This is a genomic window from Streptomyces sp. bgisy027, from assembly GCF_057710365.1.
Genome location: NZ_JBYIVZ010000001.1, coordinates 224,661 through 251,120, shown reverse-complemented (window position 1 = coordinate 251,120; position 26,460 = coordinate 224,661). Strand labels below are relative to the sequence as shown.

23 protein-coding genes are annotated in these 26,460 nt (G+C 63.2%); 10 read left to right on the top strand and 13 right to left on the bottom strand.

The features are described from left to right. Positions 1 to 42: 42 nt before the first annotated feature. Together AC3ETA_RS01080 and AC3ETA_RS01075 are read right to left on the bottom strand one after the other, a co-directional pair. Complete coding sequence (locus AC3ETA_RS01080; RefSeq protein ID WP_432191051.1) at positions 43 to 999, bottom strand: HNH endonuclease; 957 nt, start codon at positions 997 to 999, stop codon at positions 43 to 45. Beyond that, positions 999 to 2,708, bottom strand: a complete 1,710-nt coding sequence (locus tag AC3ETA_RS01075) for a ParB N-terminal domain-containing protein (RefSeq protein WP_432190893.1) — start codon at positions 2,706 to 2,708, stop codon at positions 999 to 1,001. The genes AC3ETA_RS01080 and AC3ETA_RS01075 overlap by 1 nt, the downstream gene beginning before the upstream one ends. 335 nt (positions 2,709 to 3,043) lie before the next feature. Here AC3ETA_RS01075 and AC3ETA_RS01070 point away from each other — a divergent pair, with 335 nt between their 5' ends. Both AC3ETA_RS01070 and AC3ETA_RS01065 read left to right on the top strand, forming a co-directional pair. After that, positions 3,044 to 3,577 (top strand): hypothetical protein, encoded by a 534-nt coding sequence (locus AC3ETA_RS01070; protein WP_432190892.1) that lies wholly within the window; start codon positions 3,044 to 3,046, stop codon positions 3,575 to 3,577. Positions 3,578 to 4,031: 454 nt separating this feature from the next. Beyond that, the gene (locus tag AC3ETA_RS01065; RefSeq protein WP_432190891.1) at positions 4,032 to 5,762 is read left to right on the top strand and encodes an ATP-binding protein; all 1,731 of its coding nucleotides are present in this window, start codon (positions 4,032 to 4,034) and stop codon (positions 5,760 to 5,762) included. Between the two features lie 76 nt (positions 5,763 to 5,838). On the opposite strand, the gene dndE is transcribed toward AC3ETA_RS01065, so the two are convergent. The 4 genes from dndE to dndB are packed head-to-tail and all read right to left on the bottom strand — an operon-like array spanning position 5,839 to position 10,834. Then, positions 5,839 to 6,216: a DNA sulfur modification protein DndE gene (gene dndE / locus AC3ETA_RS01060; protein ID WP_432190890.1), complete on the bottom strand. Its 378-nt coding sequence runs from the start codon at positions 6,214 to 6,216 to the stop codon at positions 5,839 to 5,841. Beyond that, the gene (gene dndD, locus AC3ETA_RS01055; protein WP_432190889.1) at positions 6,206 to 8,203 is read right to left on the bottom strand and encodes a DNA sulfur modification protein DndD; all 1,998 of its coding nucleotides are present in this window, start codon (positions 8,201 to 8,203) and stop codon (positions 6,206 to 6,208) included. The genes dndE and dndD overlap by 11 nt, the downstream gene beginning before the upstream one ends. After that, positions 8,190 to 9,707 (bottom strand): DNA phosphorothioation system sulfurtransferase DndC, encoded by a 1,518-nt coding sequence (gene dndC, locus AC3ETA_RS01050; RefSeq protein WP_432190888.1) that lies wholly within the window; start codon positions 9,705 to 9,707, stop codon positions 8,190 to 8,192. Before dndC ends, dndD begins: the two co-directional genes overlap by 14 nt. Further along, the gene (gene dndB / locus AC3ETA_RS01045) at positions 9,704 to 10,834 is read right to left on the bottom strand and encodes a DNA sulfur modification protein DndB (protein WP_432190887.1); all 1,131 of its coding nucleotides are present in this window, start codon (positions 10,832 to 10,834) and stop codon (positions 9,704 to 9,706) included. Before dndB ends, dndC begins: the two co-directional genes overlap by 4 nt. Positions 10,835 to 10,917: 83 nt before the next feature. Between dndB and dndA the strand changes: the two genes are divergently transcribed. After that, positions 10,918 to 12,060, top strand: coding sequence for a cysteine desulfurase DndA (dndA, locus tag AC3ETA_RS01040; protein WP_432190886.1), 1,143 nt, complete (start codon positions 10,918 to 10,920; stop codon positions 12,058 to 12,060). On the opposite strand, the gene AC3ETA_RS01035 is transcribed toward dndA, so the two are convergent. The 3 genes from AC3ETA_RS01035 to AC3ETA_RS01025 all read right to left on the bottom strand — a co-directional run bounded on the left by AC3ETA_RS01035 (position 12,052) and on the right by AC3ETA_RS01025 (position 16,343). Next, entirely contained in the window at positions 12,052 to 13,503 is a 1,452-nt protein-coding gene (locus tag AC3ETA_RS01035; RefSeq protein ID WP_432190885.1) for a DNA phosphorothioation-associated putative methyltransferase, read from the bottom strand. The two genes, dndA and AC3ETA_RS01035, sit on opposite strands and share 9 nt — an antisense overlap. 201 nt (positions 13,504 to 13,704) lie before the next feature. Then, entirely contained in the window at positions 13,705 to 16,053 is a 2,349-nt protein-coding gene (locus tag AC3ETA_RS01030; protein ID WP_432190884.1) for an nSTAND3 domain-containing NTPase, read from the bottom strand. A gap of 89 nt (positions 16,054 to 16,142) precedes the next feature. Continuing rightward, a complete protein-coding gene (locus AC3ETA_RS01025; protein WP_432190883.1) occupies positions 16,143 to 16,343 on the bottom strand; it encodes a helix-turn-helix domain-containing protein in 201 nt (66 codons plus the stop codon). A 458-nt stretch (positions 16,344 to 16,801) separates the two neighbouring features. Here AC3ETA_RS01025 and AC3ETA_RS01020 point away from each other — a divergent pair, with 458 nt between their 5' ends. Together AC3ETA_RS01020 and AC3ETA_RS01015 are read left to right on the top strand one after the other, a co-directional pair. Beyond that, the gene (locus AC3ETA_RS01020) at positions 16,802 to 17,842 is read left to right on the top strand and encodes an AAA family ATPase (protein ID WP_432190882.1); all 1,041 of its coding nucleotides are present in this window, start codon (positions 16,802 to 16,804) and stop codon (positions 17,840 to 17,842) included. Then, positions 17,839 to 18,390: a P-loop NTPase family protein gene (locus tag AC3ETA_RS01015; RefSeq protein WP_432190881.1), complete on the top strand. Its 552-nt coding sequence runs from the start codon at positions 17,839 to 17,841 to the stop codon at positions 18,388 to 18,390. The genes AC3ETA_RS01020 and AC3ETA_RS01015 overlap by 4 nt, the downstream gene beginning before the upstream one ends. Before the next feature lie 24 nt (positions 18,391 to 18,414). Here AC3ETA_RS01015 and AC3ETA_RS01010 read toward each other — a convergent pair whose 3' ends face one another. Next, positions 18,415 to 19,284 (bottom strand): NAD(P)-dependent oxidoreductase, encoded by an 870-nt coding sequence (locus AC3ETA_RS01010; RefSeq protein ID WP_432190880.1) that lies wholly within the window; start codon positions 19,282 to 19,284, stop codon positions 18,415 to 18,417. Then, positions 19,281 to 19,946 carry an HAD family hydrolase gene (locus AC3ETA_RS01005; RefSeq protein WP_432190879.1) on the bottom strand — a complete coding sequence of 222 codons (666 nt, stop codon included), beginning with the start codon at positions 19,944 to 19,946 and terminating at the stop codon, positions 19,281 to 19,283. The genes AC3ETA_RS01010 and AC3ETA_RS01005 overlap by 4 nt, the downstream gene beginning before the upstream one ends. A 240-nt stretch (positions 19,947 to 20,186) precedes the next feature. Between AC3ETA_RS01005 and AC3ETA_RS01000 the strand changes: the two genes are divergently transcribed. From AC3ETA_RS01000 to AC3ETA_RS00990, 3 genes are all read left to right on the top strand, one after another. Beyond that, complete coding sequence (locus AC3ETA_RS01000) at positions 20,187 to 20,891, top strand: nucleotidyltransferase domain-containing protein (protein WP_432190878.1); 705 nt, start codon at positions 20,187 to 20,189, stop codon at positions 20,889 to 20,891. Between the two features lie 124 nt (positions 20,892 to 21,015). Then, on the top strand, positions 21,016 to 21,501 hold the full coding sequence (locus AC3ETA_RS00995) for an NUDIX domain-containing protein (protein ID WP_432190877.1): 486 nt from the start codon (positions 21,016 to 21,018) through the stop codon (positions 21,499 to 21,501). Between the two features lie 83 nt (positions 21,502 to 21,584). Further along, complete coding sequence (locus AC3ETA_RS00990; RefSeq protein ID WP_432190876.1) at positions 21,585 to 22,136, top strand: ATP-binding protein; 552 nt, start codon at positions 21,585 to 21,587, stop codon at positions 22,134 to 22,136. A 161-nt stretch (positions 22,137 to 22,297) separates the two neighbouring features. Here AC3ETA_RS00990 and AC3ETA_RS00985 read toward each other — a convergent pair whose 3' ends face one another. After that, positions 22,298 to 22,534, bottom strand: coding sequence for a hypothetical protein (locus AC3ETA_RS00985; protein WP_432190875.1), 237 nt, complete (start codon positions 22,532 to 22,534; stop codon positions 22,298 to 22,300). A 157-nt stretch (positions 22,535 to 22,691) separates the two neighbouring features. On the opposite strand from AC3ETA_RS00985, the gene gltX reads away from it, so the two are divergent. Continuing rightward, positions 22,692 to 24,059, top strand: a complete 1,368-nt coding sequence (gene gltX / locus AC3ETA_RS00980; RefSeq protein ID WP_432190874.1) for a glutamate--tRNA ligase — start codon at positions 22,692 to 22,694, stop codon at positions 24,057 to 24,059. 143 nt (positions 24,060 to 24,202) lie between these two features. On the opposite strand, the gene AC3ETA_RS00975 is transcribed toward gltX, so the two are convergent. Continuing rightward, positions 24,203 to 24,910, bottom strand: a complete 708-nt coding sequence (locus tag AC3ETA_RS00975; RefSeq protein WP_432190873.1) for a restriction endonuclease — start codon at positions 24,908 to 24,910, stop codon at positions 24,203 to 24,205. A 327-nt stretch (positions 24,911 to 25,237) separates the two neighbouring features. On the opposite strand from AC3ETA_RS00975, the gene AC3ETA_RS00970 reads away from it, so the two are divergent. After that, the gene (locus AC3ETA_RS00970) at positions 25,238 to 25,996 is read left to right on the top strand and encodes a methyltransferase domain-containing protein (protein WP_432190872.1); all 759 of its coding nucleotides are present in this window, start codon (positions 25,238 to 25,240) and stop codon (positions 25,994 to 25,996) included. The last annotated feature ends 464 nt before the right edge of the window (positions 25,997 to 26,460 follow it).

The window sequence follows — 26,460 nt, the reverse complement described above, 5'->3', positions numbered from 1 at the left end:
ACGCGGCTTCAATCGAATCGAAGGTCATCGACATACTGTGAGCTATTCGGCCACGACTGAAGCGAGTCGTTTGGGGCCGACCCACCTGTCCAGACGCCACGGGTCATGTTGCTCGCAGTACACGGCGACGTTTACCGGAGTCAGGGCTCCTCGCGCGTTCCTGGGCCCGGCGAAGAGCTCGGTCTCCTCGATTCGCAGGGTGCAGCCCTCGGGGGCCTCACAGCGCCTGCGTGTAGCTACGGTGCGGAGTATCCACAGCGGTTGCGGCTGGGTGACCGGTCCCAATGCCGGATGCTCAAATATCCCTACAGACCACGGGATGACATCGTAGATATTCGTGTAGCGGTTCTTCACCGAATTGCACCAGCCGCAAGCAAGACGGAGATTGCCAACTCCTGTCTCACCGCCTTCCGCAACCGGCACCACGTGGTCAACCTCGATACACAGCTGGGCCGAGCGCACTCCTCGGGGGCGCGTGAAGTCGACGAGCAACGGTTCTGGCGGGCTGCTCTTGGCTATGCCGAGGAACCTATCCCGAGCTTCCCCTCCGAACTCAAATCCGCATAGGTAACAGCGTGGTGCTGGCTGACCGAGAGCCCAGAGTTCTTCCCGTAGGGCCGCGCCAATTGCCGATCTCTTCCTGCTGCGCCGGGCAGACACGAGTTGCCATGCAAAACGTGTCAGAATCCGCGCGTACTCTTTGCGCTCGTCCATGGGGACTTGCGGGCTCACTGCGTTGACGTGGGCAAGTATGGGGACGTGCAAGTGGCCGATGGTTAGGGCAGGGTCCAGCTCAAACGGTGCTAGGTCTACCAGACTTTCGATAAACCAGCGCCCCCACACGGTGGACAGATCACCGCGCAGCAGCCATCCATGATTTCCTGCGATGACATCTGGCACTGTGTACTTGGCGAGGGATTTGAGTGCCTCGTCCGACCAGTTGTTGTCCAGGGCGTTCTTTATTTCGGCGAAGAACTCGCCGACTTCCTGGGGCTGCATCACGCCCCAGCAACCGGGTTGAACAGCCCTTCCTTGGGAAGCGATTCAGGATTCTTCCGGTAGCTGTGCCATAGGCTGGCCCACCTCCGTCGGACAGCGGGAGTGTCCTTCTTTTCGACCTTCCAGTTGCGGTTGAAGTACGCGAGGTTCACACCCTCAAGCCAAGACTCCATCGTGGCGTCGACGTCGTCAACGCTGTTCAGGGTCCTCTTCTGGAGGCGCAGAAACTCGAAGTAGTCCGCCGCAAGGATGGTCAGACTGATCTTGTTGAAGAGGTTGCTGTTCGTCGTGCCCCAGGCGTTTGACGCCTCGGGGTCGTCGGCACCGAACTTCTCCTTGATGATCGTGTAGAAGCGGATGAAAATGGCCCTCCATGGGCCATCCGGACGCGCCCACTCCGCCAGCTTCTCGTCGTGCGTTTCGAAGGCGGCGACGAGTGCGCTCTCATCCAGGTGGTACTTGCTCCACGCGCGTGCCCAGTCGGTTGGCTCGCTGTACAGCTTTCCGCCGGAGAGCTCTCGGAAGATACCGACCAGGCCCTTGAGAACCGGCCACTGGAGGGCAGTCGACCTGTCGCCAGCAGGTCCCGTTATGCCGGTCTGGACGCAGTTCTTGAACGGGCTGTCGTCGGCGCGCGTGAGGTAGGCGATCGCCTGCGAGTCGTCCAACTTGATGCCGGCGTCCTTGAGTCTTTGCGCGACAGGATCCAGCTCCTCCTTGCTCAAGCTGGTGGACACGATGGTGCCGAGGAGCGCCTTGCCCATGGGCGTGGCCTTCTGGTTCACGACCACGAACTGGAAGACGTGCTCACTCGGGTTGGGGTCCATGAGGAGCGACACAGGAAGGCGCCGCGCGTGCTTCGCGATGAACTCGGCTTTGGCCTGTGCAGGGTCCGTACCCTCTTCGGCGGCTTCGAGTAGGAAGGCTTCGCCATCGCCTCCCTCGGCCCGGCTCTCCGCAGCCAGCACCGCGCCTTTGAGGCGGTGCTGGCCGTCCACGAGCATGATCGGCTTGAGGTAGCTGATCATCGCTGCGCGGTCGAAGCCAAGAATGCGTTCGGGCTTCTTGTCGGGGTCAAGGGCTTCCAAGACCCGGACGCGCCCCTTGAGCTCGGTGTAGAAGTCGATCAGGTGGGTCTCATCGGTGAGCAGGACGCTTGCAGCGTCGTCGCCGCTCCCGTTGGCGTTCTCTTCGACGCTGTCGTCGTCATCGTCGTCTTCTTCGACCAAGTCGTCGATGCCGTGCTCCTTGCGGCCCCGCTCCATGATCGACGACAGACGCTCCTGGTCGAGGGGGGCTTCCTTGAGCTCTGGAACACGCGCTTCGAGCCGTTCAACGACCCGTGACATCAATGCCAGCAGCGAGGACTCGCTGAAGTCCGGGCTCACGATCTCCAGGGTGCCGAAGTCTGCGTGCCCGTCCAACGGTGTGAACTTCACCGAAGTCTCCCCCTGCGGGGCGGCAAGGAGCGGGTTCTGCACGATGTTGCGTTCATCGTGGTAGAAGCTGGAAAGCTCCTTGATGCGGGTCTTGTTCTCCTGGCGCTGGAACCCGATCGTCTCCTCGTCTTCCAGCCGACTCCGCTGAGGAACGCCGACCCACTGATCGATCTCGGTTGCCGGTGCGGCGAAGAAGACCAGCGGCTTGCCGGACGGCGTCTGCTGCGTGATGTGCGCCGGGTACGTATAGGTGATCGTCTTCGCGTTCACGCAGAAGCCTCCACAACAACATGATCCAGGGTTCCCCTAACGCTACCCGGTCTACGTACGGCGGAGGTGCCCGTTCGGCTCGACACGAGTCCGAATCGCTGACCTGCGCTGACGTCAAACCATCCAGCAGGTGCGGGAGTTGGTGAGGGGATCCGTCTTCACCCTGTCCCCTAGGTGATGTGAGCCTTCCACTGCCGAGTGTCAGTGGTGAGGTCTACAGTTTCAACACCTGCTCATGCCGAAGTCGACCGAACGGCGACGACGGCCAAAGGGCGAGCGGGTCACAACTGAGTGGGTCCGGCATATAGCAGCCGGGCACCCGGGGAGGAGCATTGATGCTCCAGCAGGACGGCGTGCGCGTCGAGACGATGTGCCGTCTGTACACGAAGAACAAGGCAAGGCCGTGGGACGGCGAGTACCTCGACGTTCTCGACACCGCTCTGAACCTCGCACTTGGCCACAAGCGTGTGGCCGACGACCCTGACCTGTTGTGCCGGAACGTCATCCGGGACGCACGTCGCACGATCCGCCGCTCGGAGGCCAACGCCCGCCGCAGTGCTGCTTGCCGGCCACTGGCCGACGCTGCTCGCCGTCGCGCATCCACTGCTACGGCGGACGGGACGCCCGTCGTCGAGATGGTCACGTACGACACCCCCGAGGCGCGTGCACTTGTCACCGAAACCCTTCAGGAGCTGACGGCTTTCGCCAGGACGCTTGGACCTCATGGCCCCGGCTGTCTCCAGGGCATGCTCGATATGGCGACCGTCCCGGACTCCGCCAGGCAGACCAGCGTGTCTGTGGCCACGGTTGAGCGTGCCCGACGCGCCCTCCGTACCCACGCCCGGGCGCTGATCTGCGGCACCGCATGAAGGCGTCCGCCGACGTTCACGTTCGGATAGCTGAGCCGTACGAGGGCACTACCCGTGTTGCTCTCCGGCTCACGCGAAGCGTCGTGAACATGCAGATCCCGACCGGGACCATCGGGGCTTATCTCCTGATGGAGTACGACCAGGACGGTGCCCGCCCGCTGTACGTGGGACGGTCGGACACCTGCCTCCGCAGGAGGTTATGCCGTCATCCGCTCCGCGGACGTGCGACCCACTTTGTCGTGACCCCGGCCCGCAACTCCCACCAGGCCTACGCGATGGAGTCCTACTGGTACCACGAATACCAGGCCGCGGGCCGCGCGGTCCGGAACCAGATACACCCCGCCAGCCCCGCCGGAACGGGCCGCCGCTGCCCGTTCTGCCCCGAAGACGCCATCAAACGCGCTCTGAGTCGGGCGCTGCCTCAACCTCGCCACTCTGACACCAGGAGCACACCATGACCACCGCCGACATGGACATCATCCCGGTCGTCCTCTCCGGCCAGGCCCTTCTCAGCCTCCGCGAGTCCGGCCACAACTTCCCCTCTGCCGTCGGGGAAGTGATCGACAACAGCATCGAAGCCCGCGCGAACCACATCCAGATCATCACCGAAGAAGCGATGAAGAGCCGCAAGAAGACCCTCACGCAGGTCTCCTTCATCGATGACGGTGAGGGCATGGACGACGAGACGCTGCAGCACTACCTGCAGCTCGGCTTCTCCAAGCGGTTCATGTCCGAGAAGACCATCGGCAAGTTCGGCGTCGGCGCGAAGCTCGCAAGTCTCAGCGTCGGCATGCGCATCGACGCCTGGTCCCGCGTCGAAGGCAGCGAGCAGATCAAGCATGTGTTCTTCGACCTCGAAGAGGGCATCGAGGCCGAGAAGCGTGGCGACAAGGTCGGCATCTACCCTCCCGATGACGAGCCGCTGCCGGCTCACCTTGAGGTCTACTTCCCCGAGGGCTCGGGCACCTTGGTGATGTGGTCGAAGATCGACCGGGTCTCCGACGGCCATGGCCGGAGCACACCGGACCACATCCGCAACGAGATGAACAAGGAACTTGCCCGAATCTTCCGGGAGTTCCTCAGTGGTGGCATCCGTATCACCGTCGACCACACGGACTTGAAGCCCCACGACCCGACCTTCCTCCGCAAGGGCACCTGGGCCGACCAGGTGCTCACCGAGGAACTCGCACGCACCAGCGGCGAATCCCGCGCCGAGGCCCGGCACTTCCACGGCCAGGTCTTCTTCAACGAAGAGGTCAAGGTGCAGGGCACAGATCACAAGATCCGCGTCGTCATCGCTCTGGCACCGCCCGAGATCCTGCGCTTCAAGGGCGCTGGCGGCGACGCCTTCGCCAAGCGCCTGCGGATCCCGGACAACGAGGGTGCCATCAGCTTCATGCGGCTTGACCGCGAGATCAGCTACACCCCCGTAGCCAAGCTCTTTCCCTCCGGGGTCCAGACCAAGGACCGGTACATCGGCTTCGAGGTCTACTTCACCCCGGAGCTCGACCGCATGATGGGCGTTCGCAACGTGAAGCGCGGCGCGGTCCCCGCTGATGAGCTCCGGAGGACCCTGCGGACCATCGCGGAGAGCATCATCCCGAAGGCTCGCGACGAGATCGATCGCGTATGGGGCGAGGTCAACCGCGACGACGCAGTGAAGTCCGGCGAGCACGCCCCCATCACGAAGGCCCTCAAGGACGCGGACCGCACCATGCCCAAGGCCCGGGTCAAGCAGGTCCCCACGCCGGCCCAGCAGGAGAGGGAGTACGACAACCTGGCGAAGGACGCCGGCCGGAACACGACGGAGGAGGAGAAGGCCGCCTACGTGCAGGAGATCAAGGAGCTTCCGTTCGTCATCGAGACGGTGGATGTGCCCGGAGACGATCTCTTCCAGCTCACGCACCTCAAGGATCAGACGATCATCCGGCTGAACCAGCGCCACGTGTTCTACCAGGAGATGTACGAGCCCCTGCAACTGCTGTCGAAGGATGGCAGCACGGGCACCGGTCCCAACGTGTCCGCAACGGCTCGCCGAGCCATCGAAGCGATCACCCTGCTCCTGGTGGCGTATGCGAAGGCCGAGTCGATGCACGAGACGCCGGTCGACCAGTACAAGGAGCTGCGGAAGTGGTGGGGCAGCTTCACTGAGCAGTACCTCACGAAGATCAAGGACGTCCTCTGAGGTCAGCTGACCCTCTGCGGAGAACGTGAGGGGCTGGCGGCGACACGTACGTGACGCCGCCAGCCCCTTGTCCGCGCTAAGCGACAGCGAGCGAAACGAAGTCGCTGATACTCCTCAGATCGCGCCGCCCGTGGAGAAAGCCGATGCCGCGGTGGATGTGGACGATCAACGTTCGGGAGACGACCTCGTCCGTGGGCTCTTCGCCGTCTGCGAGGCAGCGTTGCTTGAGAAGGGCGAGGTATACGTCCCCGTACGCCCCGGCGAACGTCTTCCAGCTCATCTCGACGTTCGAGTCAGTGACGATCTCCTTCACCAGCGGAGTCGAGTCGTCCTGCAGAGACAGTGCGAGAGCCCAGCGGCACAGGACATTCCAGTGTGTGATGCCGGTATGCCGCTTAAGCCAGACGAGTTGATCCTTGGCCGTCTGCGAGAGGCGGATGGTCTCAAGCGACATGTGCGGCTCCCTCGGTCCACCAGTAGCCGGGTTCGACGGTAGTGGTGAAGGTCTTGTCGTCATGGACGAGCGTGTAGGTGTGAGAGAGATACGGCTTGAGGCGCCCCAGCAACTTCTCGTCGATCTCCTCGTCTGTGGACAGAAGCAGCACCTGACGCCCGGCCTCGGGGAAGTAGCGGTCCACCAGATGCTCCCGGTGCTTGCTGTCCAGGCGGCCCAGTGGGGTGTCGATAATGCTGGGCAGACGGTTGCCTGCCGTCTTAGCCAGGCCCCACAGGAGAGAGACGGCAAGCAGCTGGCGTTCGCCGGCGCTCAGTCGACCAGGGTCGATGGCCTCGCCATCCGGGCCCGTGAGGACGAGCGCGAACTTGTCCTCTGTGTCGATGGTGATATCACGGATCAGACCTTGCTTGCGCATGAGCGTGTTGAAGCTCTGCAACACAGCGACTTCGACGTTCTCGATGTGATGGGCGAGGAGATCCACGCCGAGCTGCTCTAGGGTGCCGCGCGCCTTGCCCGAGTACTTGACCACTCGTTCGAGCCATTTGGAGCGCCACTCCGCCGCATGGCGAGAACTGTGGGCGCGCTTAAGCTCTGCTTCCAGCCGTCCGCAGCGAGCAACTGCTTCATCGTGAAGGCTCTCGTTCCGCTCGAATTCCGCCTGCGCGACAGCCAGCCGCTCGATCGCGATCTTTCGATCTTCAACGAGCCCACCGATGAACTCGTCGTCAGGCACAGCATCGACCTGCTGCTGGGCGACTTCGAGATCCTCGGCGAAGTCAGCAGCCTCCTTCATGAGTTCCTGCGCCCGATCGGCGGATGTGGCCAGAGCCTGGTCCAGTGCCGACAACTGCAGCAAGGCGTCATGCGGCAGGTCGAGGTTGTGTTCCAAATCCGCGGCAGCTGCACGCTTCTTGCGATCACTCGTCAGCTTCCGTTTCAGCACGGAGCGGGCACTCGCGGGCAGCTCGTCAATGATCTGCGTAATCAGCCACTCGTCGCGTTCTTCCAGGACTCCAAGGAATCGTGAGGCGTCGTCGGCATCCTTTTCCCGCTTCGCCTGCTCCTTGACGCTGGTGAGCTGATCTTGCAGGAGCAAGAGCGGCAGCGGACCTTCGGCGAGAGCTACCAGGGTCTTGTTCGTGGTGGCCAGTTGGTTCTTGATCCGGTTGCGCTCGGCCTCAAGTTCCTTTCTGCGCTCGTACTCCTTGCCGCCGGCGTATTCAAACTTCCGCTCGATTTCATCCAAGGCGACTTGGCGCTGGAGAAGCCCTGAGCGAGCCGCCGCCATCCGCTGATGGGCATCAGACGCGGCTTGAGTTGCCTGCGTGAGCTCCAACTCCTGCTTCTGGATCTTCTCCAGGACGTCTTGGTCGGCTTCGGACAGCCGCTGGCGGTTCTCAAGAGTCTTAAGAAGCTGCCGCAGCCTTTCTACGGCACTGACGCCGAGGAGGGAATGGATGGCCGATTCGATGACCCTGGCGGCGCTGCGCGGGTCGGCAAGCTCTTCGATCTTCTCGCCGTCGAAGAAGAAGAGAGTGGATACGTCGAGCGGTAGGATGGTCTCAACATGATCCGCCCAGTTCTCTGTATGCGTGCGACTGAACTCGCCGTTGACCAACACGGTCAGGAACTCGCGCAATGTTTTACTGCCGGTGAAGTACCAGTTCCTCACTACGCGGTAGTAGTGCTCCTCGTTCTCCACCGTGATCGAGAATTCCAGTGCGATGGACGCGCCTTCGGCGGGGTCAGCCTCGCGGTTGATGCACTGCTGAAGGTACTCGTTATAGGGGCGATTGCCGCGGCCACTGCAGTCCGCCTTAGGCCCGTAGAGTACGAGCTGGATAGCATCGAGAAGTGTGGTCTTCCCGCAGCCGTTCAAGCCACCGATTAGGACGATGGGGCGACCGGGCTCCGTTCGGAGGTCGAGCCGCTGCTCGCCTCGGTAAGCCCCAAAATCGTGCAGCGTAACGTTATGAAGGTGCATCGGTCTCTTCGTCCAAAGTCAGTGCCTGGGGCTGGTCGGCGGCCTCAGTTCGGACGCCACTCGCGGTAATTGATTCCTTGAGTTGCGCGAACTCCAGGGCGTCCTCCTTGTTTTCGTAGAAGCCCTTCTGGATTACCTTCTCAAGCGCCTCGTAGAGGCCTTTTCGGCGAGTCTTGGTCCTGTACTCCCGCTCAACAGCAAGTAGTTCGCGCACCATGGTGAAGTGAATTTCGTCATCGCCGCAGATCTTACGGAGGAGATCGATCTCGTTCGCGCGGATGACCAAGCTCTGATCGAGGTCCTGGCCCGGGAACTTCTCTCCGGTTTCCTCCTCGTAGATCCGGGGGAGGATGTCTTCCACCTCGTGCTTCTTGAACACCCAGATCCGGCGGATTTCGTGGAGCTCGCCCATCGTGATCAGCTCGATGTTGCGAGCCTCCTCCGGGCCTTCCTTGCGGACATGTGCCTGTGCGCGAAGCAGCTTCCGCAGCCAGTCCTCGCGAGCTTTCTGGGTGTAAGGACCCTGGATGATGCGGTCGTTGAACAGTTGCACGCGACCGTTCATCCTGCGGAAGTCCCGTGTCTCCTTCTCCGTCGATACATCGTCCAGCTCGTTCCGAAGCGTGAGGAGGGGCCGCATCCACTTCTTTTGCTCGGGGTCATTCTGGATCATGGCGGTCATGGACTTGTCCTGGTCCACAAGCGTGCATGTCCAGCAGCCGAACCGGCTGTCACCACAGGATGGGGTGGTGTCGTCCACAACCAGCGGACATTCGGAGTCGCTGGATGCCCCCTGATACATGGTGAGCAGATCCTTGTTCTTGTAACCCCATGGATTGGCCTGCTGCATGAGGAAGGCCCAGACCTCGTCGTTGGTCCAGTCCTCGATAGGGCTGTACACGAGCGAGTTTGGGAGGTTGCCGTTGGGGGACAGGCGGTCACGTACGCGCCGCTTCTCGTGCTTTGCCATGGCTCGGGCGCGGGCCTGGCTTTCAGCCTTGCGGATACCGAGGACGAGAATGGCTTCACCGTGACGACGCACAACCTGGCGGATGAACCGGTTCGACGGCTTGATCTTCATCCGCTCGGTGCACCATCGGAACTTCGGCCGAGGGGCCGGGTATCCGCGGCCAATCAGGTTGACCCAGAAGGTGTCCTCCACCTTGGGGGTGAGCCGGTGCGGTTCGATCGGCAGGCCCTGCTCCTCCGCCGCCTTCTTCATCGTCTCAAGCGACTGCGACACCCAGGCAGCGACAATCGGGTTTTCAACGAGGGTGTCTGTGCTGATCACGTGTACTGGCTTGGTGCGCTGCTCGGCCGGCAGGCCTTGCAGAGCAAGCCATACGAGTTGAAGGACGGCGGTGGAATCCTTTCCGCCGCTGTAGCCGATGACCCAAGGCACCTCGTCCGCGGTGTAGAGCTCACGCACTTCATCGGTCAGCTCGTTGACGACCTCGGAAAGGCCCCGGCCCTGGAAGGCCACGGGACGTGCCACGGTGCTCATGCATCTCCTCGTACGTATGCGTCCTCTACACGCTGTTCTTCGGGGCTGAGCCGAAGGTCCAAGTGGTGTCGGAGGTAGTTCACAGTCAAAGTCAGGTTCTGGTGGCTCTTCGACACGCGACCACCCACGAGTGCTCGGCCTTCCCAGTCGGTGTTGCTGCGCGTCCAGTCCACGGACTTCAAGCGGGCCAACTTCGGCTTCCACGCTTTGGGAGCGTGTGCGTTCCTGAGGAGGGTGTTCCCGATCCGTCCTAGGGCATGCAGTGCGATGCCATGGCTATGAATGAAGTCGCGGCGCACTTCGGGGGCCGTCAACTCGCGGCGGCGCACCAGAGACCATTCCGGGATGACCGCGTCAATGGCCTCCCAGTACTGCTCGGCGAGTGTCTGCGCTTGGTCCTTCTTAACCTCAAGTCCCTGAAGAAGGGACTGAGTTGCGTAATAGACAGCACTGAGAGTGAACAGTTTGCGGGACCGTTGGGAGAGAGTGCTGTTCTCCATCTCCACGTGTCCCTTGAAGACGGGCGACTTCATCGCAAGCAGTCGGGTGATGATGGCCAGGTCGTCTCGGTGGTCATAGAGCACGCCAATGGAACGGGCCGGGCGAACGGCATGACGGTTGAGATCGGCGAACATCTGCTGGCAGCGGGCGAGGCCAGCATCGTGGAAGAAGACGACGGCGATGGTCTCTTCGCCGAGGTCCGGGTTCTCCTTCAGTGCCTGTTCGATCGCAGCTCGACGGTGCTGGCCGTCGTTGATGAGGAAGCGAGCGGCCATGGGGATGCGGATCTGCCCTGCGCGCATCCCCACACCGGAGTCAGAGATGCCCTCGAAGTGCATCTCGCCATCCACGGACGCCGTCAGCGCACTAAAGACGTAATCGTCCGGATTGTCCACGATGTACCGAGTGAGGGCTGGGAGTCTCCCCTTGTTCAGCACCCGTTGCGCGCGGACTTCAGGGGCCAGCTCGTCTTCGTCGAACAGGAAGATCTTCGGAATGAGACGAAGCGGACACATGGACACGTAGAACTCGCGCCCCGCCTGGACCCCTCGGATGGCTGGAAAGATGTACTCAAAGCCTGAAGAGGTGGCGGCGTCCGCGAGCTGCGAAGGTGACTGTGATCCCACCTGCGCAACGGTATCGTACTTGTACGTCAGGGATTAGACGTACAGGGTATGCAGGAATAACGCACAGAGGTGTGGTGGGGCTAGTGGTGACGTATCTCGATGCGGCAGCGACCACGCGCGTGGACCCGCGCGTGGCCGAGGTTGTCCTGCACTGGATGACTGAGGAGTTCGGCAACGCAGGCAGTCGCACCCACGAGTACGGCTCCCGGGCGAAACGTGCCGTGCAGCAGGCGCGTCAGTACCTGGCCGGCACGTTCAACGCTGAGGTGGACGAGCTGATCTTCACCAGCGGCGCGACCGAGAGCAACAACATCGCCCTGCTGGGTCTGGCCCCCCACGGCGAAGAGGCCGGCCGACGTCACATCATCACCTCGGCAATTGAGCACAAAGCGGTTATCGAGCCTCTTGAGCACCTACAGACACGGGGCTTCGACGTCGACTTCATCGAACCCGGCCCGTCAGGACGCGTCAGCGTCGACGCCGTGATGGAACGCTTGCGTCCGGACACCCTGCTGGTATCGCTCATGCACGTCAACAACGAGACAGGGGTCGTGCAGCCTGTCGCCGAGATCGCTCACAAGCTGCGTGAGACCTCCACATACATGCACGTGGATGCAGCACAGGGCTACGGGAAGCTGCCCGAGGACCTCACGGCGCCGATCGACATGATCAGCGTCAGCGGGCACAAGATCGGCGGACCCAAGGGCGTCGGAATGCTCCTTGCCCGCCACCGCGGCTGGGACACCCTGCCCCTCAAGCCCATCATGTTCGGCGGCGGCCAGGAGCGGAAACTGCGGCCGGGCACCCTCCCGGTTCCGTTGATCATGGGGTTGGCTGAAGCGGCGAAGATCTTCCACAAGGAACACGCCCAGTGGAGCAAGGAAGCGGCTGCCTTCCGTGCTCGCCTCCTGGACGCACTCGCGAAGATCCGCTTCCGTATTAACGGCGACCCAGAACACACGGTCCCTCATATCCTCAATCTGACCTTCGACGGCGTGGACGCCGAGGCGCTCATTGTGATGCTGAAGGACCAGGTCGCCGTAGCGACGGGCTCCGCGTGCACGAGCGCCTCCTACACCCCCAGCCACGTCCTGACCGCCATGGGCCTGCCTGAAGAAGTGGCCTCCAACGGGCTTCGCCTGTCGTGGTTCCCCAGCCAGACGACGGACCTGGACCCCATCGAGCTGGCAAATGCGATTATGCGCTTGCAGCCGGACTCAGCTTGATCGGTCAGGCCCTGCCCGCCGGACCAGACGATGACCCCGCAGCTCGCGCTCACAGCGGAGGAGCTCGGCCTCCCAGCCGTTCTCCGTACCGATGAGGTGAGGATGCTCGTACAGCCCCGCCTTCACCTCTGCCGCCGTGAGTCGTTTGTAACGCTCGACGTCCGGATCGTCGGGAGCCAGGAACTCGTGCTTGCGGTGCAGTAGCGGCCGGTTCTTGGATTCGGCGTATGACGTGTGGGAGGTCTCGAGCGTTTTGAGATCTACCTGGTACGACGACAGGATCCGCGGGTGCGGGTCGGTGTCGAAGTCGGGGTAGTCCAGCCAGCTCACGGCCCGTCCCTGGTGACGCAGCTTGGCCACGGTCCAGTCCTGTGGGCGGCCGGCTGCGATCGAGGCACAGTGCTCGTACAGGCGCAGGATGGTGGGCATGTGGTGGAGGGCGCGCTGGTGCACGTACAACGCGGTCGGGGTGAGCTTCCCGACCGCGGAGGCGTTCATGGCTCCGCGGAGGTACGCGTCGTCGCGGAGTTTCAGCAGAAGGCGGTCGGATCGCTGGCATGCCTCCTTGTAGGAGGTGAAGAAGGCGCGGACGTCGAGCTGGACACTCAGGGGGAGGCTGCTGAAAGGGCCGCGGCCGTTGAAGAGTTCGACGGCCAGGAAGAGCAGGGTATTGAGCGTGGTTCGCTTGCGGCCCTCCTCGACCTTGGCTTCCTCGGCGGAGTCCCGGACAAGGCGGCGCAGTTCATTGGGGCGTAGGTGGCCGAGAAGCTCAGCCATCGGCTGGGGCACTTCCTCCATACGGGGAAGGCGCCCGCGCCGTTCCACGTGGTTGACCACTGCGGCGATCGCCGAGGTCGTGTCTTCGGAGGCGAGCCACTCTGCGTCAGGAACGATCCGTTGAGCGAGGTAGCTCAGCCGCGCCGTCTCATCCTTGAAGGCGTAGACAATCCCTGGCGCCGCGGAGACAGTCCGTACGCCCGTTACTTCTTCGACGTAGTTGCGCAGTTCGCTCGCCCCGAAGAGGTGCTGGAACGTTTGCCGGCTGGTGAGCAGGCCGTCACCGAACGCCTCACCGCGGACCTTCGACTTCTCCCAGGTAAGTCGTGCTGAGGCGACCAGGACTGTCCCCGCCAGTTCCCACGCTGCCTTGAGCGTCTTTCGTCGTTCCTGTGGATCTTCGATGACGTTGAGGACGTAGGTAAGAAGAACAACGTCCGCGGGCTCCAGTGTCGTCTCGGGCAGGTAGAACGGATCCCAGCCAACGGCGCGGTAGTCCAGCTGCTGAAGGGTGCGCACGTCACCACCGCGGCCGCAACCGTAGTCAAGGACGGTACGTCCGGGGAGTACCTGCCTGTCGATCACCGCCTGTCTGGCAGGCACGGAGAGGCTTGTGCGGCTGATGGCGGTCAGTCTGCGGTCGCTGTTCCATGCCTGCTGCTCCATGCTCACACCCTTGTACAACTGGGGGACACGCGGAGGGTAACGTCGGGCGGGCCTAGGCTTGGCGGCAACTCGGGACCGGCTGCTGGCGACGGGCATCGATGTCTACAAGCCTGGGCAGGTCAGTCTCCGACAGGTTCGCCACCCACGGCCTGGGGCGGTGTACTTCTGTGTGGACTCGCGGTGTCGGTTCGCCCCACGTGCTCAGGCGGAGTCCAGGTCGTCGAAGATGCTCCGGCTCACAGCGCCGTCGCTGCTCGCCTCTTCGCTCTTCTCCTCTTCGAATCCCCCACCACACAGGGGAGATGAGTACAGGTAGGTGTGGAGTACGTCTTCGGTGTACGAGAGCTCAGCGGAGGCATCGGGGTGGTCCTCGTAGGCGGCACGGTATGCGTGCACAGCGGCCTCGTAGTGTCGCGCAATGTAGAGCCAGTCTTCTTCAGACTCCCATTCGATGGTGCTTCCCGGATCCTCGATCACGTCCGCTAGCTCGGGGATGACCTCGCGGAAAACTCGCTCTCGGAGCTCCTGGTACTCATCTGATGTGGCGAGTTCAGTGGTTGCGGACGTCTTTGCCCAGTCGAAGTCGACCTCGAGATGGATGGGGAGGGATGCGGCGTTCTCTGTGATTTTGACAACGGCAGACCTCCGTTCCTTTTCCAGGAGGAGCCCGGCTCCCCATAGGCGAGCCAAGAGCTTGATGCCAGTTGCCCCGAAGCGAAGCGTGTCTGCATTGGTGAACTTTCCGATGATGTCTCCTCTCAACTCTGCGAGCCTCAGCAGGAAGACGGGGCTGCAGCATGAGGAGAGGAACTCGGCAAAGTCCGCAGACTCGCAGAGAAGACGAGTGCCCTGAAGTTCCGAGATTCGGTTGATGAGGAGGTTGTGGCACACCTCCGGGATCACGACGGTCTCGCGTGAGACGTCTTGTTGGCCGCCACAGTCGACCATGGTGAACAGTGCTCTTTCGGTCAGTCCGGAGATAAAGATCTCGACCAACTCGCTGTTCTGGCCGATGTGTTTCGCCAGGGCGTGCGCCAAACTGGGATGATAGAACTTCCATCGTGGACTGGTCTGAGTGTCGACCCTGAGGAGGAACGACCCGCGCAAGCGGCCAAGGGCCTGAGTCACTCCGGCCTTGGTTCCCCCTATGAGATCCATTGCTTCTACCTCCCGCGAGGTGAAGGCGATAGGTGACTTCAAGCCTTCGCCGGCCATGTACACCAGACACAACGCCGAAAGTGAATCTTCATCCAGCCCTCTGAGTACTTCACAGAGATGGTCGATGGGATTCGCGAAGAAGTCCAGCAGTTGCCGCTCCGATCCACTCTCAAGTCCGGATGACAAGTAGGTACTTCCCAGTCTCCTGGCTTGCTCGGGTGTGAAGGATGTAGATCGAGCCGCAACGTGCAGATGGTCCTTAATTCCTGTGAGGAAGCTCTTGGGCTGGTCTCCGTGCCGTAGGTGATTGTAGAGAATCTGCTCCCTTTCTCTCACCGTCAGGCCATAGGGGGACAGGTCCACCCGGCGATCGAGGAGTTCCCTTGCGGTCCCCTTGAACTCGCCTCGTGCGGCTTCAAGGATGTAATCACGGCTAGTGAAGACAAAACGAGCACCGTTCTTGATCGCAGTTCGCATCAGCCCGAAGTTGCGAACCCACTTCTCGGTAGACCGGGCATCGAACCTAAAGACGCCGAACGCGTCGTCAACCCAGAAGAGCTGGTCTGGCTCGTGCGGATTCCACGCCTCGCGGAATTCCTCAGGTGCGTCAACCCTAATGACGGCACTCCCATAAGCATCCACCGCACCGATGGCAAGAGCAGCCGCAGTGATCGACTTGCCGGAACCCGCCCCACCGACCAGGATGGCGAACCCATGATTATCCAGATAGTCCATGGCCTGTGCGTAGAATTTGGTTCGTACGAACGTCGCCAGGCTCTCGTCGCCGAGGTGCGATAGGAAAGCGTGGGCTTGACTATACCGCCTTTCGTCAAGAATCTGAGTCAGGTCACCCAGCCCGTACATCCGAGGAAGATTCCTTCGCAGGCTCACACTGCCGGCGATCATTTCCTGTATCCAAGTCCCGCCCAACACGAGGGTATGCTTGGCTCCAGCGGCCTGGAACATGCCGCGCATCGCTCTCTCACTGTCTGCTGTGACGCGCGCATTAGTCATGAGCACATAGGTTGAGGAGATATTATCCGCAACCAGTTTGCTAACCTTCTTCACTTCACCAGAGACATCCGAAGGCTTTAGCGTGTCCGACTCGTTCTGAACAAACTTGCATTGAATGACGAAAGGTCCGGCCAGTCTTCTGGCACCTGTGCCCCCGAACGGCGCTGGCGCCTTGGCATCCGGATTCCAATCGCCATAGAAGGCGCCATCACGTCCACCATCGCTGCCTTCGGCGAAGCTCACCACGGTCGGCCCGAGGAGCTCTCTCATGATGGCCAAGGCGAGATCCTCGAACGCTCGCCATCCAAGGGTGTGCAGTCGATAGTTTGGACGAGCGAACGCCTCTCCGGGATACCGGGAAGAGTGAGAACTGGTCATGCGCAAAGGCTACTTGGCAGCGGGAGATGACCGGTGCCGGTGGGCAAGGGAGTGGCTTCAATGGTTTGTCCCGACAGTTTGTCTCAGCCTCAGCGCCTTGCCATGGCCGGCAGGGTGCCATGACCCGACGAGACGCTGACCCGGGCAGGAAGGAGCATCGGTCCTGTGAGGTCGGCGGGTGCGTCCAAGCCGTCCAGGAGCACGATGATCCGGTCGATGTTGGTGAGGCGCCGCTGCCCGGACTCCAGCATCGACAGAAAGGCCTGACTCAGCCCCGTCAGGAAGGCCATGTCCTCCTGACGGAGATGGCCGTACTCTCGCACCAGCTGGCACAGTCGGCCGAAGTCCCTACAAACCAGAGCGTCTCTGACGTCCTGACACACCCAGACGCGGGGCGGGACGAAGGGGCGCACAGGCTGTGTCGCCGTCCCGCTGCGAGCGCAGCCGGAACAGACGTCATCGCTGTTGTACCTGCTTAAGCGGCACTGGCAGGTGATGCACCGCCGAGCGTCCGGCGCAGTCGCAGCTACCTCGGTGGTTCGCGACCCCGACACCGTGATCGTCTCCTTCATCAGATGATCAACCCTGAGGTCCGGCAGGTGTACCGCCGGAGTGGGCCCCATCACACCGGTGTTCGGCGCTGCGGAGTATCACTGGCGCTTGGCGAAGCTGCTCAACGTCTGGCGACGTGACTTTTCAACATCCGCTTACACATGCGTTCGTTCGGGGCAGACTTAGGGTCACGATCATGGTGAGCAGCGGGCAGGCGGTAGCAGGCATGGGGAAAGGCCGTGCGGGGTGGCGTCCCGACCAGCTTCGCGCCATGCGCGAAGCACACGGTCTGACGCTTGAGGGTGCCGGTGAGCGGCTTCGTGAAGTGGCGCGCGCTGCCGGACTCACTGTGCCAGCAGCGAACTTCCAGACCCTCTGGCAGCACGAACAGGGTGAGGTGTATCCCGGTCCGCATTACCGCCGGGCTTACTGTCTTCTCTACCGGGCCACCGAGCCCGAGCTGGGCTTCCGGAAAGCACTGCCGGGTGAGCAGACTCAGCTCAAGCTCACGCCGTCGAGGGCGGAGCCGCTCGGCGACCACGTGCTGGCCGTTGAGCGCGCAGTGCTGCAGATCGCTCCGGGCGACGCCAACAGCAATGGCCAGGAAGTTCAGCAGAGGATCATTGACGCGTGGAAACGTCGTCACACTGGCGGCGACCCGAACCGGCCCACGTTGTTGATGGTGGGCGGCTTCGCCGGCAGCGGGAAGTCGGAGTTCTCACGGTTCATCTCACGGCTCACCGGATGGCCTGTCCTTGACAAGGACCCCATCACCCGTCCGCTTGTTGAGCGGCTGCTGGTTGAGATGGGAAGCGATCCAAACGACCGCCACTCCCTGGTATATCGGGAGAATGTGCGGCCCCTGGAGTACCAGTGCTTGCTGGAGACCGCCTACGCCAATGTCGACTGTTCGATCAGTACGGTGCTCACCGCACCGTTTGTTTCCGAGGTGAGCGACGAGCGGTGGATGCGCCGGCTGATCAACCGATGCGAGGCTCGGGGAGTGACCGTGGCGGTCATCTGGATCCAGTGCGACCTGGAGACGATGCACGAGTACATCAGCTTCCGCTCGGCAGCCCGCGACAGCTGGAAGTTGCAGAACTGGGACGAGTACGCCTCGACCATTGATACAGAACTACGGCCGGTTGTACCGCACTTGGTAGTCGACAACCGTCTCGGTGCGGCAATATCCCTCACCGATCAGGTTCGGCAGATATTCGGGACGGTGTTCACATGAGCCAGGGCATCCTGTTGTACGGTCCACCCGCATCTGGGAAGGACACCATCACCACGGCGCTGTGCGAACACAACGAGATCTATAGCGCGTTCAAGCGTCTGAAGGTTGGCAGTGGCCGCACTGATGGCTACCGCATGGGGACCGCCGAGCAGCTCGTAGAGCTCGAGGCACGCGGAGACGTGATCTACCGCAACGACAGGTACGGCAACATCTACCTCGTAGACCGTCCGGGGCTTGTCCAGGCCATGCAGGACGGGTCCATTCCCATCCTGCATCTCGGGCAGGTCGCGGGAATTGAGACAATGGTGGATGAGTTTCCCGCCTCGTGGAGCAGTGTGTTGCTGTGGTGTTCACGGGAGAGTACCGCGGTCCGTTCCAAGGGGCGCGGCGACAGCGACACCGAAGCCCGCCTGGCCGCCTGGGACGCTACGGCCCGAGACGTCGAGGCCAGCTCGGATTTCGATTGGGATCTGCGGCTCGATACCGATGCCATGTCGCCTACAGAGGCGGCGCAGGAGATTGATCTCCTGATTCGCCACGGCATCTGATCGCAGGCGAACCATGGGTACGCGCTATGGTTCGTCGTCCCCCTCCCGGCCTTGGTCAACTTGCAGAAGCGAGAGTGCCTCGGCGACGGTGAGTTCGCGGTCTCGGGCGTCCGACCACTGGTGGAGGACTCGGCTGGCTGCTCGCATCAGGTCATCGGGGAGCCCGATCTCCCTCAGCAGAGCTGCTGCATCGTCGAGTTCAGGGCCCCAGCGCCAGGCGCGGGATGCTGTCTTGGGGATGTAGTCGGTTTCGGTCAGGTAGCTGCCGCCCCGTTTCCCGGCGATCTTGAGGAGCTCGTCGGCTACTCCGCTGGCATCGGCGACGCCGTAGGCGAGCGCCGCCAGGACGCGGGAGGCCTTCTGGTAGCTCGAGTAAGACAGCTTCAGTGCAGAGGCCGCTCCCACCTCGGCGCCCAGCACATAGGTCTTCACGTCGCTCGCGGCGAACAGGGCCGTGGCTTGGGAACAGCCGTCTGGGTCTCCGGACAGATACAACGTGGGCTGCTTGCCGCCCACAGGAGGGGAGCCGATCACCGCGCCGTCGATGACCTTGGTGCCAGGAAGCAGTTCTGCGACATCCTGGACGCGGCGCGGCGTGATCGCGTTCGCCTCGATATACAACCGGCCATCGAACCCGCAGGCAGCCACCTGCTGTGCGACAGCCACCGCGGCGGCAGGCGGACACAGAGACAGCAACACGTCAGCGTGCGCCACCAGTTGCGCAAGGTTCCGCACGCCTTCGAGGCCAGCGTTCTCGGCCCGGGCGCACGATTGGCTGCTGCGGCCATCTGCGCACCACAGCACCCGGACGTTCTGCCTTCGCAATTGGGCACCGAAAGCAGCGCCCATGCTGCCGGGGTGCATCAGCCCGACAGTTATCCCTGTGACCATCATCGTGCTGTCCTCGTCTGGGTGGTGTTCAGCAGCAGTGCGATGGCGCTGAGCGTGTCGGGTACCGCGTGGTTGGGCGGGGTGAGGTGATCGGGCCATGGTCTGTGGTGGCTGACCCAGATGGTTCCGAGGCCAGCGGTTTGAGCTCCGCGGATGTCGTTCTCGGGATTGTCGCCAACCATCCAAGCTTCCTCCCAGGGGGTGCCGCCGCAGCGGGCGACAGCGACGTGGAAGGCGTCCGCTTCTGGCTTGCGTGCTCCGATCTCTTCTGAGATCACGATGGCGTCGACAGCCTCGGTGAGTCCTGCGGCGGCGATTTTGGCGCGCTGGATGTCGGTGGCTCCATTGGTGAGGATGCCCAGTCGCCATCGCGCGTCGTGTAGCTGGTCGAGGGCCTGAACGATGTCCGGTCTACGGGGCACTCCGGCGGTGATTCCAGTGACGTAATTATCCCAGAGGTCCGTAGCCTGCGCCTCGAGGCCGAGCTCCTGGCGCAGTCGTTCGAAGGTGGCCGGGTAGGCCCTTTCCCGGAGCGCCCCAACGAGGTGCCCCTCGTCTTCGTCACTCAGGCCTTGGAGGCGGCAGAAGTCGGCCGCCCATTCCGTCAGCGCCCACTGGCGGTTGATGAGGGTGTTGTCGAGGTCAAAGAGCACCAGCTTCTGCACAGCGCGAGACCCTAGCTGAGCCCAGCGGCCGTCACGAGGTCTGGCCAGTGGACGAGACGGCCTTGGCTGGGGTGGGCACTGTTGCGAATAGGCGCAGGAGAGAACTGGCAACGGTAGCGCCACGATCACCACGATGCCGTTCTCCACATCCTGTGAACGCCTTCACCGCCGGTCACTGTCTGCGCGTCCGGATGCAGAAAGAGGATGCACGCTGCCCAAAGGCCCTGAATAGTGACCTACATGGATCCGGTTGCCGCAGCTCGCGCCGTTGCAGAGGAACGTCATCCTGCCGCTCGTGCGGCGTTCCTAGGGGGCAGCGTCGTCACGGCGCGCCGCACGGCGACGTCTGACCTCGACATCGTGGTGCTGTTGCACGGAGCGCCGGCTCCATACCGGGAGAGCCTTCAGCGTGGCGAATGGCCGGTCGAGCTGTTCGTGCATACCGAGGAGACGTGGCACGCCTTCGTAAAGCGGGAGGTAGTGAAGCGCCGGTCGCCTCTGCTGTGGATGTGCGCGGACGGCCTGCTGCTCTTCGACAGGGATGGAGTAGGTGAACGTCTCGCAGCTGAAGCCCGGAATCTGGCCGCCGCTGGGCCACCCGCTGTGACGGGCGAAGAGATCGAAGACTATCGCTACGCGATCACTGATCTCCTGGACGACCTCGCTGCGAGCACCGACCGGGTTGAGCGCCTGTTCATCGCTACCGAATTGACCCGTCGAACCGGCGAGTTGGCGCTGGCTGTTGGCGGGGCTTGGAGTGGTGGCGGGAAGTGGCTCGCGCGTCGTCTTGAGGCCCATGCACCCGGCCTCGGTGTGCGCCTGCACCACGCTGTCCGCGATGCGCTGGAGGGCCAGGACGAAGCCCTTGTCGACGTGGTCGACGACGTACTGGGGCAGGTCGGCGGCCGTTTGTGGGCCGGCTACCGGCGGAGCGGAACGCCATGACGGATTTGGTAGCCGTACGCCGTGAAGTGTCGGCACCGAGGTTCGGTGACGTTCTTGCCGTGAGCATGGAGTTCCCGGGGGCCAGACGACAGCGGGATGCTTGGCGGTGCCCTACCGTAAAGCGATGACTGACGATCTGAAGGGCCGGGCCCCGTTCCAGGTGCTGGTTCTGCCTTTCCGGCAAACCGGGGATGGGCTGAGATACGCCCTGTTCCGGCGTGCAGATCGGGGCTGCTGGCAGGGTGTGGCCGGAGGCGGCGGAGCAGGGGAATCCCCGATGAAGGCGGCTCGGCGAGAGGCCGCCGAGGAGGCGGGCTTAGACGGCGATCTTGAGTTCGTCGAACTCGACTCTCGCGCGACGATCCCGGCGGTGTACGTCACCGGCGAGTTCACCTGGGGACCGGATGTACTGGTGATCCCGGAGTTCGCCTTCGGGGTCCGAGTCGACAGCCCGGAGCTGTTGCTTTCCAACGAACACACCGAGTACAGATGGTTAGCCTTCGACGCGGCGATGACGGCTGTGCAGTGGGATTCCAACCGCTCGGCCCTGTGGGAACTCGATCATCGTCTGCGCCGCGCAGGTCGCGACGGATTGACAGCTCGCTCGTGAACTTATGATCCGGTGGGCTGTCCGTTGGGGTATTGCAGAGGTGATATCACCTGCGGGATAGGGAATTGAGCCACCTTTGGCCCATGGTGTTGTCCGCCACCTACTGGGCTGCTGCTGGCTTCCAGACGTCACCTGCTGGACGCGCCCGGTCAATACGGCGAGCGACCCATTCACTTCTGGGAGACTGCGTGGACACCCTAACTCCCGCCTCGCGAGAGGCCACAGTCATGTCCGGCTCACTCGAAGGTTCGCCTTACGCGTTCACCGTCCCACCCTCGGTCGAGGCGGTTCCATCCGCACGAGCCCGAGTTGTCAACCGTGCGCGACGGCTCGGGCCTCCCCTGGGTGACGAACTTACCGACGACCTGCGCTTGCTCACCGGAGAAGTAGTCGCAAACTCGATCACCCACACGCAGGGTTCGTGTGTGGTGTCGGTGCGGTGGACCGGAGAGCGATTGCGCGTTGAAGTCACTGATGTTGAGCCCACCTTGGTACGTCCGTCCCGCGCTGACGCGATGGATGAAGACGGGCGGGGCCTCTTCCTCGTTGACGCGTTGGCGACCGAGTGGGGCTCCGAGCCTTGTACGGCAGGCAAGACGACCTGGTTCGAACTGGCAGTCCCTGCTTGCTCATAAGGAGACCGCAGCCTCCTTGAGGCCGATGAGAAGCTGCTGTATCACGGCTCACGCACAACTGCATGGTCTCGTACAGGTGCGCTAACTATCGTGGCCGATCTTGTGCCGAAGTGCTGCCCTTCGGCTACGGGGAGGCCGAAAGGCAGGGCGGCTTCACGGAGTCAGAACGACCAGCTATGCCGGTCGGACAGCCATCGCAGAGTGACTTCGACGCACCATGTCTGATGCTGGCGAAGGTGCGGTGACCAGTCCGCCGGAGGCTGTGCACCGGAGACCGAGAAGAAGCCAGGGAGCGCGGCGAGGGCGGCGTCGAGCCGCGCGTCGGCGACCTCGAGGGCGGTGGGGTGCGCCGCGAACAGTGTCGTGGCGTCGTGGCCGTCAGTGAACGCGGTGGCCAAGAGGAGGACCAGGTCGAACCAACTGCCCCCGAGGCGCAGTCAGTTTCAGTCGCAGATCCACGCGCCATCGTCGGCCGAGCACCCGGTAGGAATCAGTAGGCTTGCGAGTATGTCTATGACCTCCACTCGCGTGCGTTTCGCCCCGTCTCCAACTGGAATGTTCCATGTTGGCGGAGCCCGGTCGGCTCTTTACAACTGGGCCGTCGCACGACAGTCGGGGGGCAAGTTCGTCCTGCGTATCGAGGACACCGACGCGGCCCGCAACAAGCCTGAGTGGATCGACGGGATCATCAGCGCGCTCGCGTCCATCGGGATCTCCAAGGACGACCCCGTGTTCGAGGGCCCCTACTTCCAGTCGCAGAACGCCGACCGGCACCGCGAGGCCGCCCAGCGGCTCTACGCCCAGGGCCGCGCGTACTACTGCGACTGCACCCGTGAGCAGGTGCAGGAGCGGACCGGCTCCCAGCACCTCGGCTACGACGGTTTCTGCCGGGACCGGGGCCTTGAGTACGTCGAGGGCCGGGCTCTGCGGTTCAGTACGCCCAACGAGGGCGACACGGTCGTCGTGGACCTGGTCCGCGGGGAGCCGTCCTTCCCGAACTCGGCGATCGAGGACTTCGTCATCGCCCGCGGCGACGGCTCCCCGGTCTTCCTCATCGCCAACGTCGTCGACGACCTCGACGAGGGCATGACCCTGGTCATCCGCGGTGACGAGCACCTGTCGAATACGCCCAAGCAGCAGATGCTGTGGGAAGCCCTCGGCGCGAAGCCCCCTGTGTGGGCACACCTGCCGGTGATCGTGAACGAGAAGCGGCAGAAGCTGTCCAAGCGCCGCGACAAGGTCGCCCTTGAGGACTACCTCGCCGAGGGCTACCTGCCCGAGGCGATGACCAACTATCTGATGCTGCTCGGCTGGGGCCCCGGCGACGACGTCGAACTCCTGCCGTACGAGGAGCTGGAGCAGAAGTTCCGCGTCAAGGACGTGAACACCTCCCCGGCCTTCTTCGACATCAAGAAGCTGACCGCGTTCAACGGCGAGTACATCCGCGCCCTGCCGTTGGAGAAGTTCATCGAGGCATGCGGGCCGTGGCTGCGCGCCCCGTACGCCAACTGGGCACCCGAGGACTTCGATCAGGCCGCCTGGGAGACGATCGCCCCGCATGCCCAGACCCGCGTGACCGTCCTGTCGGACATCACGGCCAACGTCGACTTCCTGTTCCTGAAGAAGCCGGTGGAGGACGAGGCGTCCTGGACCAAGGCGGTGAAGGGCGACCCGTCTGCCCTCCTGACCACGGCCCGCGCCAAGCTGGAGACATCTGACTGGACCAGTCCCGTGTCCCTCAAGGAGGCGGTACTGGCCGCCGGCGAGGAGCACGGCCTGAGGCTGGGCAAGGCCCAGGCCCCGGTGCGCGTCGCCATCACGGGCCGCACGGTCGGTCTGCCCCTCTTCGAGTCGTTGGAGGTCCTCGGCAAGGACCGCACGATGGCCCTGATCGACGCGGCCCTGGCGAAGCTCGCCCGATGAAGCCCTGCATTCCAGGTACGGGGAGGACGAAGGGCAGTGCGGCTTGAAGACCCCTCAGAGTCACGAGAAGGCAATCAAGGTCGAACGCGTCTACTGAGGGCAATCCTCAATCACCATAGGCTGCAGACTGGCCTGTGGCGAGATCAGGAGGTCCCTTCCGGGCGGCTTCTTGTTGTTGAGCGTCGGCGGGGCACTCCGCCACCGGCACCGCTCAAGGGCAGTAGGGATTCCAGTGGTGCTCCGCTATTCCAGGAGCCGAACAGGTTGCGGTTCAGAGCCACGATTTGGTGCTTGATCGCGAGGTCTCGTGCAGCTTTGCCGTACTCGCAGGTTGCGACGAACAGGGCGACGTCTGCCCGGTGTTCGTTGAAGGCCATGCCGACGAACTTCTGCATGTCGCCGCTGGGCACCGTGCGGTGGGGCGCGTAGTGCTTGACCTGTACGACCAGGCGCCGCCCGTCGGGCATGTTGCCGAGAATGTCCGCGGCAAGGTCGCCCGAGCCGCCGACTACGGCGACGTTGGTGCAGCCGTCTCGTCTGCATAATTCGGCGACGTAGTGCTCGAAGTCTTGCCAGCTCATGGCGTCGATGGAGGTCATGGAGCGTTCGAGCTCCATACGGCGGTCTTGCTCGCGCCAGCTGCGGTCTCCTGCCCGCTCGCGTCGGTGCGCTTTCCACAGCGCCGAACCCACCCCGGCGAGCGCGGCGGCGCCGAGGATGGTGATGAGCAGCCAGGCCGACTGCCGGAGTAGGAAGAGGAGTGCCCCGATGACGGCCATGGCGAAAACGATGCGCTGCTTCGCCTCACGTCGACGTTGAGCCTTGCTGCGACGCTTCTTCCTTCCAGCCATCAAGTCCCCTCATTCGTGATCTGCCGGTCAGTGTGGAAGTCGCTCGCTATGTGGCCAAGAGGGCCTTCTCGGCCACGTTCGTGGCGGGCTTCCGCAGGCTGGTGTCAGATGTCGACCGGTTCAACTCGCAAGTCAACGGCGCGCGCAGAAGGTGCCGGGAGGGTCCTGCGGGCGACCGTAGCACCGGGACAACTCACCCTATGGTCCTCCTCTTCCCAGGACGCAACCGACGTTGACCCGCTGTTGTCCGTAATCCGCTCGCAGTGCTGCGTCCTATGGTGTGTGCTTCACCAGGTGCGCACTGGTTGGCGCGACTGGGAGGTGGGCATGCCTGAAACGAACGAGGCCTTGCACGACCGGTTTCTTGCGCTATCGGATCCTCCTTCGGAAGGTTCCATCGTTGATCTTGGTTGCGGTGCCGGCCCTGCTCTCGCTGCTTTTGCGCGGCGACATCCCAAAGCGCAGCTCATCGGCTTCGACCGCGAAGTCGAGTCACTGGCAAAGGCTCGGGACCGGCTTCGAGGTCACAGCGGACCCGTCAAGCTGGAGTCCGCGGACCTGCGGGAGAAGTTTCCACTCGACGCCGCCAGCGTGGACGCCGTGGTCTCCTCCAACCTTTTGGAGTGCCTGCCCGACCCGACTCTGTTCCTACGGGAGGTGCATAGAGTTCTGCGGCCGGGTGGCCGGATGGTGCTCTCGCACTCGGATTTCGACTCGCTCGTGGTGTCCGGTGCTCCGGTCGAACTGGACCGGAAGGTCCTGCATGCGTTTGCCGACGATTCACCGCCCTGGATGGACAGTTCGGACGGTCGGATGGGACGCAAGCTGCCTGGCCTTGTGGCCGCTTCGCCGCTCGTGCGGACTCACGTGGAGACCCTGGTGACCCATTCAGCGGAGCTTTCTGGGCATGCCGCGCGTCGCGTCGGTGATATCCGTGGCGCCCTACGGTCGACGGCTCGCCGGGGTTGTGGGCGCGTGGACACGGTTGAGGTTGAGGACTGGTATGCCGCCGTGCAACAGGCAGATGCCGAGGGGCGTTTCTTCTTCGCGGAGATGGCAGTGGTGGTAGCTGCTCATCGCGTCTGAGGGCTAAGGGGGAGCCCCTCCCGCCGTCGTCGTGTCCGGGCGTGCCGCATCGCAGGCCAAGGGCATGTTGGGGGCGCGCGGACAGACAATGGTCGCAGGAGGTTACGGGCAGCCTCACCCTTCGTCCTCGCCTACAGGCGGCCGTTGGGCTTACCTGGCGAGGTCAGCTGGCGTGGAGAACTACGACATGCTCAGCGATGCCGCCGAGCAAGGCGCCGTTGTAGTCGTAGCGCGGTGCCCCAGGTGCGCGGGACACCGAGGCTGGGCTGCTCGGTCGACGCGACCTGGCGTGTGCGGGTGACGGGTCCGTACCACGGTGGCGTTCATCACGGCCGTCTGGGCGGGAGGTGTGCACGTGGAAGGTCTGACACCCAGAGCAAGGATGAGGTGTCGCCAGGTAGTTAAAGCGGCCGCACAATTTGTCCGTGGGTTTCTGTGCGCTGCCCCTTGACGCGGCGTCGATG